The following is a 15,705-nucleotide window of genomic DNA, read 5'->3' as shown; positions in this document are numbered from 1 at the left end:
TATTGAATACTAAAGTAGATACCAATCAATCAACTCATAAGAGTTAACTAAATGGCACTCAATGGTACTGCTACCATTGTTTTTTTACTTTTGAAAACTCTTGATAAATACAATGTATTCATCAGAATTTTATTATCAGCTTTTCCAAATTTTTAAAGAGCATATTAATTAGTTATCCCGAAGAACAAGCACTAATTAACAATCATCTGTGTGGACACTACGAACAAATAAGTTCTAAATCGTATAAGGAGGTGATCCAGCCCCAGGTTCCCCTAGGGCTACCTTGTTACGACTTCACCCCAGTCATGAATCACTCCGTGGTAAACGTCCTCCCGAGGGTTAGACTATCTACTTCTGGAGCAACCCACTCCCATGGTGTGACGGGCGGTGTGTACAAGGCCCGGGAACGTATTCACCGCGTCATTCTGATACGCGATTACTAGCGATTCCGACTTCATGGAGTCGAGTTGCAGACTCCAATCCGGACTACGACGCACTTTAAGTGATTCGCTTACCTTCGCAGGTTCGCAGCACTCTGTATGCGCCATTGTAGCACGTGTGTAGCCCTACACGTAAGGGCCATGATGACTTGACGTCGTCCCCACCTTCCTCCGGTTTATCACCGGCAGTCTCCTTAGAGTTCTCAGCATTACCTGCTAGCAACTAAGGATAGGGGTTGCGCTCGTTGCGGGACTTAACCCAACATCTCACAACACGAGCTGACGACAGCCATGCAGCACCTGTATCAGAGTTCCCGAAGGCACCAAACTATCTCTAGTAAGTTCTCTGTATGTCAAGTGTAGGTAAGGTTCTTCGCGTTGCATCGAATTAAACCACATGCTCCACCGCTTGTGCGGGCCCCCGTCAATTCATTTGAGTTTTAACCTTGCGGCCGTACTCCCCAGGCGGTCTACTTAATGCGTTAGCTTTGAAAAACAGAACCGAGGCTCCGAGCTTCTAGTAGACATCGTTTACGGCGTGGACTACCGGGGTATCTAATCCCGTTTGCTCCCCACGCTTTCGTACATGAGCGTCAGTGTTGACCCAGGTGGCTGCCTTCGCCATCGGTATTCCTTCAGATCTCTACGCATTTCACCGCTACACCTGAAATTCTACCACCCTCTATCACACTCTAGTTTGCCAGTTCGAAATGCAGTTCCCAGGTTGAGCCCGGGGCTTTCACATCTCGCTTAACAAACCGCCTGCGTACGCTTTACGCCCAGTAATTCCGATTAACGCTCGCACCCTCCGTATTACCGCGGCTGCTGGCACGGAGTTAGCCGGTGCTTCTTCTGTCAGTAACGTCACAGCTAACGGGTATTAACTACTAACCTTTCCTCCTGACTGAAAGTGCTTTACAACCCGAAGGCCTTCTTCACACACGCGGCATGGCTGCATCAGGCTTGCGCCCATTGTGCAATATTCCCCACTGCTGCCTCCCGTAGGAGTCTGGGCCGTGTCTCAGTCCCAGTGTGGCTGATCATCCTCTCAAACCAGCTAGGGATCGTCGCCTTGGTGAGCCATTACCTCACCAACTAGCTAATCCCACTTGGGCCAATCTAAAGGCGAGAGCCGAAGCCCCCTTTGGTCCGTAGACGTTATGCGGTATTAGCAGTCGTTTCCAACTGTTGTCCCCCACCTCAAGGCATGTTCCCAAGCATTACTCACCCGTCCGCCGCTCGTCAGCAAAGTAGCAAGCTACTCTCTGTTACCGCTCGACTTGCATGTGTTAGGCCTGCCGCCAGCGTTCAATCTGAGCCATGATCAAACTCTTCAATTAAAAAGTTTTATGTCTTTCGACAGCTCAATGAATTCTGAATTTTTTAATATCTTTCGATATTGAATTGACTGTGCCGAATAATTACCTAAATAACTATTCTGTTGGTCACTCAGTTTTCAATTGAGACTCTAATTTGTTTGCCTCGCTAATTACCCATAAAGAATAAGTAGTTTGGCTGTTAGAACTCAATCTGTACGAGTGCCCACACAGATGATTGCTTTATATTGTTAAAGAACGTTGCGATTATAAAGTTGAACTTTATCTCGCTAGGGCTGCGCATATTACGCTTTCCTATCTTTTGTCAACACTTAAATTTAAACTTTCTAAAAAGATTCAGTTTAAGTTTCATTTAACTCTCTGAGTAGTTCGTGCCTCGCCATGCGTTGTCCGCTGCGCGTCGTCATATCCCATCTCAGTGGGGTCGCATTATAGGGAGATCCGAAAACAGATCAACCCTTTTTTGAAGAAAACTTGAAATAATATGCTGTTCGCTGAATATTCATGCCAAACACTACAAAACCTATGCTTAATTTACGTTTTAATTACTTTATTAAGTAATTTAATGTAAAAAGCCCAGTGAAAATCACTGGGCTTTTGCTAAATAATAATTGTTTCGTCCTGAAATGTGTTTACACATTTAGGATTTATTATGACCAAGTCAAATAATACACTGATCAAAGGAACACAACGAGATTATTCATTAGGCTTTAAATTACAAGTTGTTGTAGTGGTACAGTGATTTTGGCCACCCATTAAGAAAGAAATGTTATGCTAACTAAGCATACAAATTTGGGTGAAAAAATGACGAAATTAAAACGCGCAACATATTCAGCGGCAATTAAATTAGAAACGGCTCAGCTTGTAGTAGACCAAGGTTATACGCAAGAAGACGCAGCAAAAGCGATGGGGGTGGGTAAATCAACCGTAAGTAAGTGGGTTACTCAATTAAAGCTAGAACGCAATGGTCAGTCACCATCAGCTTCACCAATGACGCCCGAACAAATTGAAATCCGTGAACTTAAAAAGTAAATCCAACGCATTGAATTAGAAAAGGATATATTAAAAAAGGCTACCGCTCTCTTGATGTCCGACTCCCTGAACAATTCTCGTTAATCGAGAAGTTAAATCAACGAGAGCGTTATCCAATTAGTCTGCTGTGTAGCGTATTCAATGTGCATCGCAGCAGCTATAAGTACTGGGCCATACGGGATACAGCGCCGACACCTGAGCAAGCAAGGTTAGAGGCTGAAGTAAAAGCAATACATGCGATGAGTGGTGGTTCAGCAGGGGCACGGACAATCGCAGCGATAGCAACGAACAATGATTTTGAATTGAGCCGTTATCGTGCAGCTAAGCTAATGGTTAAATTAAAGCTCGAAAGCTGCCAAGTACCTCAACATTCATATAAACGTGGTGGTAATGAACACCTTGAAATCCCAAACCTGCTTGATAGACAGTTTGATGTTGTTGAGCCGGATACCGTGTGGTGCGGTGATGTGACGTATATTTGGACAGGCAATCGCTGGGCTTATTTAGCCGTGGTTATTGATTTATTTGCACGCAAAGTGGTTGGCTGGGCAATGTCGTTGTCACCAGATACTAATTTAACGCTAAAAGCGCTTGAACTCGCATATGAAAGCAGAGGGAAACCGACAGGACTCATGTTCCATTCAGACCAAGGTAGCCATTATACAAGTTTAAAATATCGCCAACGTTTATGGCGCTATAAAATCACACAAAGTATGAGTAGACGTGGAAATTGTTGGGATAATGCGCCAATGGAGCGATTTTTTAGAAGCTTTAAGACGGAATGGATGCCAAAGATTGGATATGGAAACTTTATAGACGCTAAATATAGCGTAAGTGATTACATAAATGGATATTACAACAATGTTAGGCCGCATCATTGTAATGCCGGTTTAGCGCCAAATGAATCTGAGGTTAGATATCAAGATTCTAAAACTGTGTCCAAAATTAGTTGACCACTACATGTCGACGCTGTAGAAAAAGGCGATATGACTTATAAACAAGCCCAATAAAATTATGGCATACAAGGTCGTTCAATTGTACTTACTTGGTTAAGAAAACACGGTAAGGTGGTTTGGACTCAATCACCTAAGATGACTATGCCAGCATCACCTAAAGCTAAAGAAAGCCCCGCTCCAAAAATCAAACGCCTCGAACGAGAGCTTGAAGATAAGCATTTACGTAACCTGTTACTCAATGAAGTGGTTAATATTCTTGACGCTGAGTATGGGACAAGCCTTCGAAAAAGTATATTGCCAAGGAGCAAGAAGCCTTCAAAAGCAAAAAATAGTTAGCTTAGAACGTGCTTGCAAGCAGCTTGGTATAACCAGACAAGAGATATATCAACGAGAGAGCAGAGCTAAATTGCGTGCTAGTGAATTAGCACCAGTTAAAGCGATGGTATTGGAAATACGACGCTTTATGCTGCGTTTAGGTGGAATAAAATTATACTTTCTACTTAAACCCAAATCCATAGAGCAAGGCATAAGTTTAGGTCGAGACGCTTTCTTTAGTTACTTGAGAAATTAACATTTATTGGTTAAACCTAAGCGTAGTTATACAAAAACTACTTTAACTACTTTTAGTAAACATTGGATGAAAAAGCATCCTAACTTGCTTAAAGATATGCAACCATCGAGGCCAGAAGAGGTTTTGTAAGTGATATAACCTACGTCCAATCAGCGCAAGGTGTTCACTATCTATCGCTAGTAACTGATGCGTATAGTCGCAAAATTATGGGTTATGAACTCAGTGATGAAATGAAGGCGACAGATGTTGTTAAAGCATTAGATATGACAATCAATAATCGTCAGTATCAATGTAGTACGATTCATCATTCAGATAGAGGATTGCAGTATTGCTCGCAGGTATATCAAGTAAAGCTTAATGAAAATGGCATTATTCCATCAATGACCGATGGCTATGATTGCTATCAGAATGCACTGGCGGAGTGTATTAACGGCATATTGAAGCAGGAATTCTTACTCTATAAATGTCAAAACCTAGAAGAGCTAAAGCAGCTCGTCGATGAATCAATATTGATATACAATGAAATGAGGCCGCATTTGAGTTTTGGAATGAAAACACCAAACCAAGTGCATAAAAAAGACCAGGAGCAAAAGCTACTGGCCTTCAATTAAAACCGTCAACGTATTTTAGGACGGGACAAGGATGTTTTGAGTCAAATATTAATGGTGGGCAATATGGTAGGCTTAGCAATCATCAAAAAGACTGACTGGTGGACAATTGGTTTATATGAAACACATTACAGCAAAACAAATTCAAGCATTCGTTAAAGATGAATCTAAACGTCATCCAATAGGAGGGGTTATATTTAGTAGTTCGCAAGGCGGCTACTCCTCATTGGATGTTACGTTACTCATCTAATGGAAAAAGAAAAGAGATTACGATAGGACAGTACCCTTTCGTTGGCAAATGCCAGATCAGATGCTGCAATTAAAAAGAAGAAAGTTAATAGTGTTGAATCGCCCCGAGTTCATTGGAGAACAGTTTGTTTAAGCCAAGCTACTTTACCTGACTCATTTAAATTGTCATAGTAATCAGTTTCATATTTAGCTGGTGAAACATATCCAATTGAAGAAAATAAGCATTGATTATGAAGCCAATTAATCCACTCTAAAGTTGCTTATTCAACAGCATCAACATTTTTATAAGGTGTATTAGTTCAGACAAGATCTGACAATTCAACTTGAAAAAGTGAGAGTTACCCGTTTTGATAAAGGTGTCGAATCTTTAAATCAAAACAAACAAAAAGGTAACTCTCATGTTGCATACTAACAATCCAATCATAAAACACAAAGCTGGTTTACTTAACCTTGCCGAAGAACTAGGCAATGTATCAAGAGCCTGTAAAGTCATGGGCGTATCACGAGATACATTTTATCGTTATCAAGAACTCGTTAATGAAGGTGGTATTGATGCATTAATCGAAAAGAACCGCCGTACACCAAATATAAAGAATCGCGTTGACGAAGAAACAGAGCAAGCCGTCATTAACTATGCAGTTGACTATCCTGCTCACGGTCAACATAGAACCAGCAATGAGCTTCGTAAGTTAGGCGTGTTTGTCTCAGGTAGTGGTGTTCGTTCAATCTGGTTGCGTCACGATTTAGAAAACTTCAAAAAACGATTGAAAGCATTGGAAAACAAAGTCGCTAATGAAGGCATTATTTTATCTGACGCTCAAGTTGCTGCGCTAGAAAAGAAAAAACATGACGATGAAGCCTGTGGTGAAATTGAAACAGCGCATCCCGGTTATCTTGGCTCACAAGACACATTTTATGTTGGTAACCTTAAAGGTGTTGGTCGTATCTATCAACAAACCTTTGTGGATACCTACAGTAAAGTCGCCTTTGCGAAGCTCTACACAACGAAAACGCCAATTACAGCGGCTGACATGCTCAATGATAAAGTATTGCCTTATTTCGAAGGTCACAAATTGCCTATGCTTAGAATATTAACTGACCGAGGAACTGAGTATTGCGGGCGAGTTGAGCATCATGATTATCAGCTATATTTGGCAATTAACGACATCGACCATACAAAAACGAAAGCAATGTCCCCGCAAACAAATGGTATCTGTGAGCGTTTCCATAAGACGATTTTGAACGAGTTCTATCAAATCACATTCCGCAAAAAGTTGTACGATTCAATGGAAAAACTACAAAAAGATCTGGACGAATGGATGGATTACTACAACAATGATCGGACTCATCAAGGAAAAGTATGTTGCGGTCGAACACCACTTGAAACATTACTGGATGGAAAAACGGTTTGGGCAGAAAAGAATTTAGCTCAAATCTAAACTAACAGTCACCATTAGAAAAATGGGTAACTGTCAGATCAAGTCTGAGCTAGTACATATAAGGTCCATTCCTGCGAATAATTTCTGTTTTAAATAAGCCATTTATTGTTGCAGCCAATGAATTATCATAAGTATCACTCACACTGCCTACAGATGTTTGAATACCTGCTTCAGCAAGTCGTTCTGTATATATTATGGACAAATATTGACTTCCTTTATCGCTATGGTGAATAAGTCTTTTTGGATCCTCATGATCCCAAATAGCTTGCTCTAACGCATCAAGAATGAGACCAGTGTGCATCGTCGTTGATACACGCCAACCTACAATGTATCGTGAGAATACGTCTATCACGAAGGCCATGTAAAAAAATCTGCTCACGTAGCGACATAGGCAATATCAGCCACTCACAGTTGATTAGGTTGCTCTGCCGTAAATTGACGATTAACTAAGTCCTTTGGCTTATCTTGTTGTTCATCTAATATCATTGTTTTACATACTTTACCGCGACGAGTACATTGGATACTCATACCTCACATTAGTCGCTCTACGGTGCAACGGGCAACTTGGTGACCGTCAAGTTGTCGTTGTTTCCATATTTTTCTTGCCCTATAAAACTGACATATTATCCTCCCACACTTGGCGAATGAGTATCATCAGCTCAGCACCACGCTTTTTGCGGTAAGATAGTCGCTCAGGCTGCCTCTATCGCTGTTTGCGAGCGTAATACGTTGAACATGCAATATGCGTATTCTCATTACTTTGATCACCGATTCTCATCAGCTTTGATCGCTTGATTTATCATTTTGTAGAGCCATTTTTAAATTAACTTAACTGATCATCATCAGTCAATTCATTTAACTGTTTTCGTATCGATTCTCCTTTTAAATTCAACTTAATTGCACCATGAATCAGCCTATCTAAAATAGCATCAGCATGCGTTGATTCACCGATCATTTGGTGCCAATTTTCCTGTGGTAACTGACTAATGATGATGTGTGATTTATAACCATATCTAGCATCGATTAATTCAAGTAAGTCACTTCGTTGCTGAGCACTGAGTGGCTCTAGCCCCCAATCGTCTAAAATAAGTAAGTCGTATTTAATGAGTTTACCCAATAATTTTCGATAACTGCCATCGGCCTGTGCTAGAAATAGACTTTCAAGTAATTCTTTTAATCGAATATAGAAGACACTTTTCCCTTGTAAACAGTGCTCGTGACCCAAGGCACACGCGAGGTAGGTTTTGCCACAGCCTGTGGCGCCTGTAATTAATATATTCTGATGTAAACTCAGCCAGGTGCTTTGGCTGAGGCTACGTATTTGTGCTTTATCTAGATTGCGCTTCGGCGAGTAAATGAGTTGATTTAACTGACCCGGTACGCGGAATTTTGCTTGTCGCACTAGTCGCTCTATTTTTCTTTGGTCACGCGTATCAATTTCATGCGTTAGCAATAAACTGACGCGCTCTATAAAGCTTTGTTCTTGATATAGGTTTGGCTGTTCAAGCTGCTGCTTGAGTGCTTGCTTTATACCCGATAACTTGAGCAGTTGAAGTTGCTGATTAATTGTTTCTATCATGTTTGCATTCCTTAATGGTAGTAATCTGTGCCACGTATGTTGCTATGTGTAATTGGCTTTTCTGGCTCTGTTTGGAGTGTGGGTAATGGTTGTTGGTCTAACCCTTTTTGCAGCATTTGCTTAATAGATCTGAGTGTGGTCGTATTCATGCAAATTGCTCGGTAGCATGCTCGCTCGAGGCGTTCCTTTGAATACGTTTTAGCTAAACTTAACACCCCTAAACAAGTGCGATAAGCTTGCTCTGGATGACGTTTGCTATTAAGCAATAATTCAACGACTTGATGAGTATAATCACCGATACTCAATGCCCATGAGCGTAAATTTATCGGTGACTGCTCATGCTGTTTTTGATGCGCCTTTGGCATATGATGTGTCTGTGTCGTATGTCCGCCTAAACGGTTTGAGCGTGGATGCTGTGCTATTAAAGTACCGTCATAATAAAGCTGCACGAGTTGATTGGATATGTGTGCGCGTAATTGTTTTTTAACCCACAGATAAGGCACGCTGTAGTAATGTTTTTCTATTTCAACATGGTAATCAATATGCACACGCACTGTTTTGATTTGTGTATATTGATAGGGCTTTTCAGGCAATGGCTTTAATGCGTTTTTATCCACCATATCAAATAGCTGTTTACGTGATTGTTGATATTGCTTCATCACCTTATTGTTCATCATATCCAGTAGCTTTGCTATTTCATGATTGAGTTGCGCTAAGCTGTGGAAGGTTTGGTTACGTAAGCGTGCCATGATCCAACGCTCAACAATTTGTACGCCCACTTCAGCCTTCGATTTATCTTTGGGTTTATAAGGTCTAGCCGGAATGACAGCAACGTTAAAGTACTCGGCTAACTGGTAGTACGTCGGATTTAAATCAGGCTCGTAGCGACAGGTTTTACTGACAGCACTTCTGAGATTGTCGGGAATAACAACGTCAGGAACGCCGCCTAAAAATTCAAAGCAACGCGCATGACTCATTACCCAATCTTCAAGTTGCTGACTATACGTTGCTTCAGCATAGGTATAATTTGATGCACCTAGCACAGCAACGAATATCTGAGCAGTGCGTTTTTCCTGTGTCGTCGGACAAGTAATGGTAATTGTGGGGCCACAATAATCCACAAACAGCTTTTCACCCCCTTTATGCTGCTGATGCATTGAGAGTCGTTGCGTACCTAACCATTGTTTATAAGCTCGGCAGAAGTGACTGTAGCTGTAATAAGGCTCACCCATTTTTTCAAGTAACTCATCAAACACGAGCTGTAATGTTAGGTGTTTATGTTGTTTTAAGTCTTTATTGATATTTAACCAGTCAGGCGTTGGGTGTCTTTTTTTACGCGTTGAGAAGCGCTTGAGTTTGGTGTTGAAAAATGTATTTTGCTGTTTATCCTCAGGTATTGGCCATTGATTTAAGCCTAACTCATTGGCCTTTTTAAGGTAATTAGCCACAGTACCAGGTGAAATATTTAAACTTCTGGCAATCTCTCGATGGGATAATTGTGCTGAGTACTTCAGCTGTAAAATGGAATGTAATTTACTCATAGATATAGGTCTTGTTGTCATTGTTGTTATCCTCATCAAACGATTCAGATAACGGTTTAACACACCTACAAAAATGATAAAACGTGAACTCGGTTACGAGTGGTATTAAGCTTTGAACGGCAAAATCATTAAGAGCATAAAAGTGATCATTTACAAGTGATTTTAGTGATCAAAGCTTAATGAGAATAAGCGATCAAAGTTAATGCAATTGGGTGATCAAAGCTGGAGAGAATATGCACAATAGACAATTCATTGCAAATTGACTCGATACTGTAATGCTCACGACAAGCATCTATAAAAGTCACGCTTATTTCTATTTGCGGTCGAGCTCCGCTTGGGCGAAAAAAGTCGCAGCTTGCCTTAAAATATCATTCTTTCGCTTTAACCCTTTATTTTCACGCTCTAAAACAAAAAGTCGTTCTTCAGCTGATTGAATGTTAGATGATGGTTTTGATGGTTTTGATGGTTTTGATGGTTTTGATGGTTTAGATGGTTTAGATGGTTTTGATGGTTTAGACGGTTGAGCTTGAGACTTCTTAACCCATGCTCCAAGTATTTCTGGAGTACACCCCAGTTTATCTGAAATCGATACGAGTGCAGCCTAAAAAGAGGGACATTCATGCTGCTGTGTAATAACAAGCCTAATTGCATGTTCAAGAAATTCTGATGTATAGCGATTTGATTTTTTCATAGTTCCAATTTCTCAAGTTATTGAGTCTCTAGCAAACACGGAGCGATCCAGTGTTGATAAACTTAATCATTGCACAAGAAAACGAGGGGGTATAAAACCCCTTATGAATTATTTATAGGACAGTCAACAAAACTGGTGAACTGTATAAACAATTGCACTTATTACTTGAATTCAAGATTCGATAACCCTCCTGTACTTGGCTTCAAATCGGGTGAGCTTAAAATCACTTGTAACGCAGCATCGTAATAACTCAAGATCTGCTCACGTGCAACTTGGTCAAAAACACGGTTCTCAAAGCTCAGCCTAAGCCCTAGCTCCCCTTGCTCCCGGCGGTGTATATAAACACATTCCCAGATATAGCTAGAAGTATTGTTTCCATTAGCAGCACCATCATCGCCTTTGCTGTGGTTTACTTGAAAGTCTACATAATTAAACAGGCAACCTGAAAAATCTAGCAATAACGTTTGTTGTAGTTGTGCCACCGGATATTGCCTATGCTCCCAACTGTCCTTTTGCAGGAGGTCGACTAAGTTAACAAGTTCACGCCAACTTTTTCTGTTTGTATCTACCGCCAAAGGCAGAGGGTTCAGAAACAGACCAATTGCTGTATCACCGCCATTAACCTCTAGCCGGCCATGGCGAACGATAGAGCTGGTAATTTTGTCGGTACCGTTAACCTTTGCCAGTACCCACATATGAGCAGCCAAAACAATACTTCGCGGCGACACCCCCATTGAGGCTGCCGTATTTTCAAGTTGGTCATGTAAAATAGACAGGTCATTGCTGATCCTGTAGATGTCCTTTGCAGTTTTTCCTGTCCAAGTAGGTAACTCAGCATTAGCAAGGTGGCTTTGCCAAAAGGTATAGGACTCGTTGCTTTGTAAAGCTTGCATTTCGGCTGCAATGTACGTATTAAACTTCAAAGTTTCAGGCTGACCCTGAGCCCCATTCCCTTCCACATAGTCCTCATAACGCTGAATAAACTCAGGCAACAACATGGACGCACTCCATCCATCTAAAATGGAATGGTGATTGGCAAAAGTGAAGGCGCATTCGTTATTACCATAGATATGTACCGTCATTCGCCACAAAGGAATACTGGTATCAAATCGACGTTGTGACTCAACTTTAAACCAGGCAGCATAATCATCTTCTATTGACTCGAATGTTCGACCTTGCCAATTAACAACTTGGATCGCCCCCTTGTAGTCGCGTAACACACACTGCACAGGCTCTTCATTTGAAAAGTCAAATACCGTTCGCAATATAGCGTATTGCTCAACCATATCCTGCCATGCAGCCAGGAATAACTTCTCATCCCACGGCGAATTCATTTTTTCTGACATTATATCGTGATAGCTTCCATGTAATTGACTGTGATCTATAAATACCCTTTGTAGATAAGAAAGTGGATAAGCATCTTCGTAGGCTTTTGTGTCTATAGCCTCTTTTGTTTTGTCATTGAGCAATGCAAATGGGGCAACTTGCGCAGTGATATTCTGACATTCAATGCTGTCGCTGCTTATCGCCATCGCAAGCTCCGCAACTGTTTGATTTGTAAATAAGTCCTTTACGCTAAAAAGTATTCCCTTTTCTTTGGCAAGTGCAACAAGGCGAACCGCCAAAATTGAGTCACCACCCACACTAAAGAAATTATCTGTAATACCAATAGCCGACTCTTTCAATACGATTTGCCATATCTGGCAAAGTTGCACCTCTAATTCATTGGTAGGTGGCATATAGTCTTGTTCAATACTATATTCCGGCTCAGGTAAAGCTTGCCTGTCAACTTTACCTGTTACTGTTATTGGGAAGTGCCTTAATACAACAAATGCCGATGGCAGCATATAATGCGGTAACCTAGTTTTTAAGTCGTTCCTTACAGCCTTGATAAACGATGCATCAGTGGGTTGCTGATGGCCTGACTTTTGTAGATAAGCCACCAGCCTTTTATCCCCTAGCGCTGCTTCCTTAACTAATATTAAGGCTAGTTTGACATTAGGGTGTTTGTTTAATTCAGCTTCAATCTCGGGTAACTCTATGCGAAAACCGCGTATCTTTACTTGGTGATCTACTCGGCCTAAAAACTCTAGTGTACCGTCACTTAACCAACGAGCCTGATCCCCTGTCTTATAAAGTCTTCCGCTCCTAGTAAATGGGTTGGCAATAAATTTTTCATCAGTCAGTTTAGGCTGATTCAAGTAACCGCGGGCAAGGCCTTCCCCACCTATGAGCAGTTCACCTGCAACCCCTGCTGGCTGCAGCTGGCTTTCGCTATTAAGAATATATAAGGACGTATGGGCAAGCGCACTACCTATAGGAATAACAGAGTCCTCGGCTATATCTTTTTCTGTTACATCAGCATAGCTCACATCAATAATTGATTCTGTTTGGCCATAGATATTCATGCAGCGGGCATCGCGAGTAACCACTTTTTTTAAATTTATAAGGTCTTTCCCGTACCAACTTTCAGAGCCAACCAGTATGTAACGTAGGACACTCAAAGTTTCCTTTTTACTCAGTAAGTACTCTGTCATCATTCTAAGAACAGCTGGCACAAAGTCGCCGAAACTAACCTGTTCTTCTTGCATTAAAGCTACTAGCTCCTCTGGTGTAAGCAGTGTTTCTTTGCTCGAGATAACAAGTTTGCCACCTGTCAATAATGATTTTACCATATCACCTAAGCAGATATCTACAGTGATCCCTGCCATTTGTATAACGCAAGGAGGTTGTTGATACAGTGAGAAAACTTGATCCCACCCATGCAAGCGTACCATCATGGACCGATGCTCAACCATTACCCCTTTGGGTTTACCAGTGGAACCAGATGTAAATACGATATAAGCGAGATTGTTAGGCGTTAGGCCGATGTTTTTTCGCCCGATGTTACCACAAGCCCTTGTGCAGGCCTTAGCTGTTAACGCGTCAACATCTATTACGTGGAGACCGCGCCTAATTGAATTAATGGTATCGACGAATGCTTTTTCGGTAACGAGGTTATTTATTTTTGTTTCATCTAATAAAGCGTTAAGGCGCTCTACTGGAAAGCTGATATCAAGTGGAACATACGCCGCACCTGACTTTAAGATACCTAAAATACCCACAACCATGAATTGAGAACGTTCCAGGTAAATGCCCACATGGGACTCCGGACCAACTCCCTGTTCACGTAAATGGTGGGCGAGTGCATTGGCTTGTTGGTTCAATTCATTGTAAGTAAGCGTGAGGCTGTCAAAGACCACTGCAATCTTGTCTGGGTGTTTAGCTACTTGTTGCTCAAAAGCTTCATGTATACAAAGTTCATCTGTAAAAGGGGCTTTAAGTTGCTCATTTGATAGCCCCAGTACTTGCTTAATCGATTGGTCGAGTTGTTCAAACGAAAGTAGCGGTAAGCGATTTACAGGGTATGAGGGCGAGGTTATCGCGTTTTGAAGCAAGGTTTCAAATCCATTCATCATTTTAGTAATGGTATCTGGCTGGAATAAGTCAGTTGAAAACTCCCACTCCATCACAAAGCCATCTGTAACAGGAAGTGCTGTTAAGGTTAATTCAAACTGGGAAAACTCAGACTGATGCTCCAGGTGACCTAACGTGACATCAGGGAAGTTAATTTCCATATCATCACGATTACCTCTTCCCCAATCCTGGAAAGACAGCATCACTTGGCATAAAGGCGCGTAACTCATACTACGCTCTATTTGTAATTCATCGATTATCTTATCAAATGACAGCTGCTGGTGAGCATGCGCATCTAAAATGGTTTGCTTGCTGGCTTCGATTAAATCGCCGAAACTTTGCTCTCCTGAAAATGTTAAGCGCAGCGGCAATGTGTTAACAAAAAAGCCGACTAACGGCGCTAACTGTGCTTTTTCCCTATTTGCGATTGGCGTACCAATAACAATATCATTTTCACCACTGTAACGTGATAAGAAGTAACTAAATGCTGCATGCACAACCATGAATAAAGTGGCATTGTGGGAATGTGCTAATGCCTCTAATCCATGCTTTATGTCAGCGCCAATATGCTGCCTAAGCGTAGCGCCTCGGCTTGAAATTTGCTGCGGACGGGTATGATCTAAAGGCAATGCATGAAGCTTTGGAGCAGCCTGTAGCTTGTTTTTCCAATAACTCAGGTGGTTTTCCAATACGTCATCTTTTAAGTAGTTGCGTTGCCATCGAGCATAGTCTGCATACTGAAGACCTAGCGCTGGAAGTGGATCATCCTGTTTGTCCAGGTAAGCGCAATAATAAGTCTCTAACTCTTGAACAATAATGTTCATCGACCAGCCATCAGTATTAATGTGATGCATACTGCCCAACAAAACAAACCGCTCAGCTTCTTCCTGAACTAAGAAAAGGCGCAACATAAGATCCTGACTTAGATTAAACGGCTTTTGCGATTCCTCGGAAATTAGCCTGTCCAACTCGCCTTTTTTGTTGGCTGCATCTTGAATATCAATCACAGGCAACTGAAACGGTTGGTGCTTGCGAACAACCTGATAAACCTGATCTGCATCTTTTATAAGTACAGTTCGCAAACTTTCATGGCGTTGCACAATTTTATTAAAAGCATACTGCATTGCAGCCACATTCAGTGAACCATTAAAAACCATGGTCATTGGAATATGGTATTGCAAGCTTTCCCCTGCCATTTGGTCAAGCACCCATAAACGCTGCTGTGCAAATGAAGGGGGAGCAATATCCTTATTGGTGCTGATTTTCAGGTTTTCATACAGTATCTTAATGTCAGCCTTGTTTTTCTGTAGCTTTTGTTTGATGTCATCGGTCAACGCTCCCTTAGCCGCATTTACTGATAACTTGTCATCTTGTAATGAGATAATTATATCCAGCTCTTGGGCTTCGACCAGAAACGGAAGTAAGCTCATAGTTCAAACTCCTCACGTTCACTAGCGGACACTTGTTGAGCGTTTGCTATTAACTCAGGGTTGCTGCCATCTTCCTTACTGAGTGTTGTTGCTAGGTCAACCTCAACTGCAAACTGGCGCAAGTTTTCGGTATTGAATAAAGTGGATACCGGCAGCTCAACATTAAACTCCTGACTGATCTGAGCAAGTAACTTGGTTGCTAATAAGGAGTGGCCACCCAGGTGGAAAAAGTTACCAATTACACTTACTGGAGCATCTAACTGCAACACGCTTTGCCAAAGCTGTGTTAGCTTCTCTTCCGTTGGCGTTTCCGGTGCGACATACTCAATTGATTCATTGGCATAAGTCGGAGCCGGTAAGGTGGAGCGGTCAATTT

The 15,705-nt window shown here is 41.6% G+C and carries 7 protein-coding genes, 1 rRNA gene, 3 pseudogenes and 1 other annotated feature; of the genes and pseudogenes, 4 read left to right on the top strand and 7 right to left on the bottom strand.

The window, feature by feature from the left end; all coding sequences use genetic code 11:
* Positions 1-244 precede the first annotated feature (244 nt).
* Positions 245-1,780, bottom strand: a 16S ribosomal RNA gene (locus P4S71_RS10835).
* An 801-nt stretch (positions 1,781-2,581) separates the two neighbouring features.
* On the opposite strand from P4S71_RS10835, the pseudogene P4S71_RS10830 reads away from it, so the two are divergent.
* From P4S71_RS10830 to P4S71_RS10820, 4 genes and pseudogenes are all read left to right on the top strand, one after another.
* Positions 2,582-3,762, top strand: a pseudogene (locus P4S71_RS10830) (IS3 family transposase).
* Between the two features lie 9 nt (positions 3,763-3,771).
* A pseudogene (locus P4S71_RS10825) lies at positions 3,772-4,947 on the top strand (IS3 family transposase); the annotation flags it as partial.
* A gap of 227 nt (positions 4,948-5,174) precedes the next feature.
* The gene (locus P4S71_RS23125; RefSeq protein WP_442961671.1) at positions 5,175-5,267 is read left to right on the top strand and encodes a hypothetical protein; all 93 of its coding nucleotides are present in this window, start codon (positions 5,175-5,177) and stop codon (positions 5,265-5,267) included.
* 324 nt (positions 5,268-5,591) lie between these two features.
* Positions 5,592-6,632: an IS481 family transposase gene (locus P4S71_RS10820; RefSeq protein ID WP_337149778.1), complete on the top strand. Its 1,041-nt coding sequence runs from the start codon at positions 5,592-5,594 to the stop codon at positions 6,630-6,632.
* Between the two features lie 49 nt (positions 6,633-6,681).
* Here P4S71_RS10820 and P4S71_RS10815 read toward each other — a convergent pair whose 3' ends face one another.
* The 6 genes and pseudogenes from P4S71_RS10815 to P4S71_RS23120 all read right to left on the bottom strand — a co-directional run.
* The gene (locus P4S71_RS10815) at positions 6,682-6,993 is read right to left on the bottom strand and encodes a DDE-type integrase/transposase/recombinase (protein ID WP_337150649.1); all 312 of its coding nucleotides are present in this window, start codon (positions 6,991-6,993) and stop codon (positions 6,682-6,684) included.
* A gap of 44 nt (positions 6,994-7,037) precedes the next feature.
* Complete coding sequence (locus tag P4S71_RS10810; protein ID WP_337150648.1) at positions 7,038-7,160, bottom strand: hypothetical protein; 123 nt, start codon at positions 7,158-7,160, stop codon at positions 7,038-7,040.
* Between the two features lie 295 nt (positions 7,161-7,455).
* Positions 7,456-8,211: an IS21-like element helper ATPase IstB gene (gene istB / locus P4S71_RS10805; protein ID WP_076923272.1), complete on the bottom strand. Its 756-nt coding sequence runs from the start codon at positions 8,209-8,211 to the stop codon at positions 7,456-7,458.
* Between the two features lie 11 nt (positions 8,212-8,222).
* Positions 8,223-9,773, bottom strand: coding sequence for an IS21 family transposase (gene istA, locus P4S71_RS10800; protein WP_337150647.1), 1,551 nt, complete (start codon positions 9,771-9,773; stop codon positions 8,223-8,225).
* A gap of 212 nt (positions 9,774-9,985) precedes the next feature.
* Positions 9,986-10,102 (bottom strand) — a sequence feature (AL1L pseudoknot).
* 502 nt (positions 10,103-10,604) lie between these two features.
* Entirely contained in the window at positions 10,605-15,329 is a 4,725-nt protein-coding gene (locus P4S71_RS10795; protein WP_337150646.1) for an amino acid adenylation domain-containing protein, read from the bottom strand.
* A pseudogene (locus P4S71_RS23120) lies at positions 15,326-15,613 on the bottom strand (phosphopantetheine-binding protein); the annotation flags it as partial. The gene P4S71_RS10795 and the pseudogene P4S71_RS23120, both read right to left, overlap by 4 nt.
* Positions 15,614-15,705: the final 92 nt, after the last annotated feature.

This window comes from Pseudoalteromonas sp. B62 (assembly GCF_037162565.1).
In the GTDB taxonomy this organism is placed as follows: Bacteria; Pseudomonadota; Gammaproteobacteria; order Enterobacterales; family Alteromonadaceae; genus Pseudoalteromonas; species Pseudoalteromonas fuliginea.
This window is presented reverse-complemented; position numbering and strand designations above follow the sequence as displayed.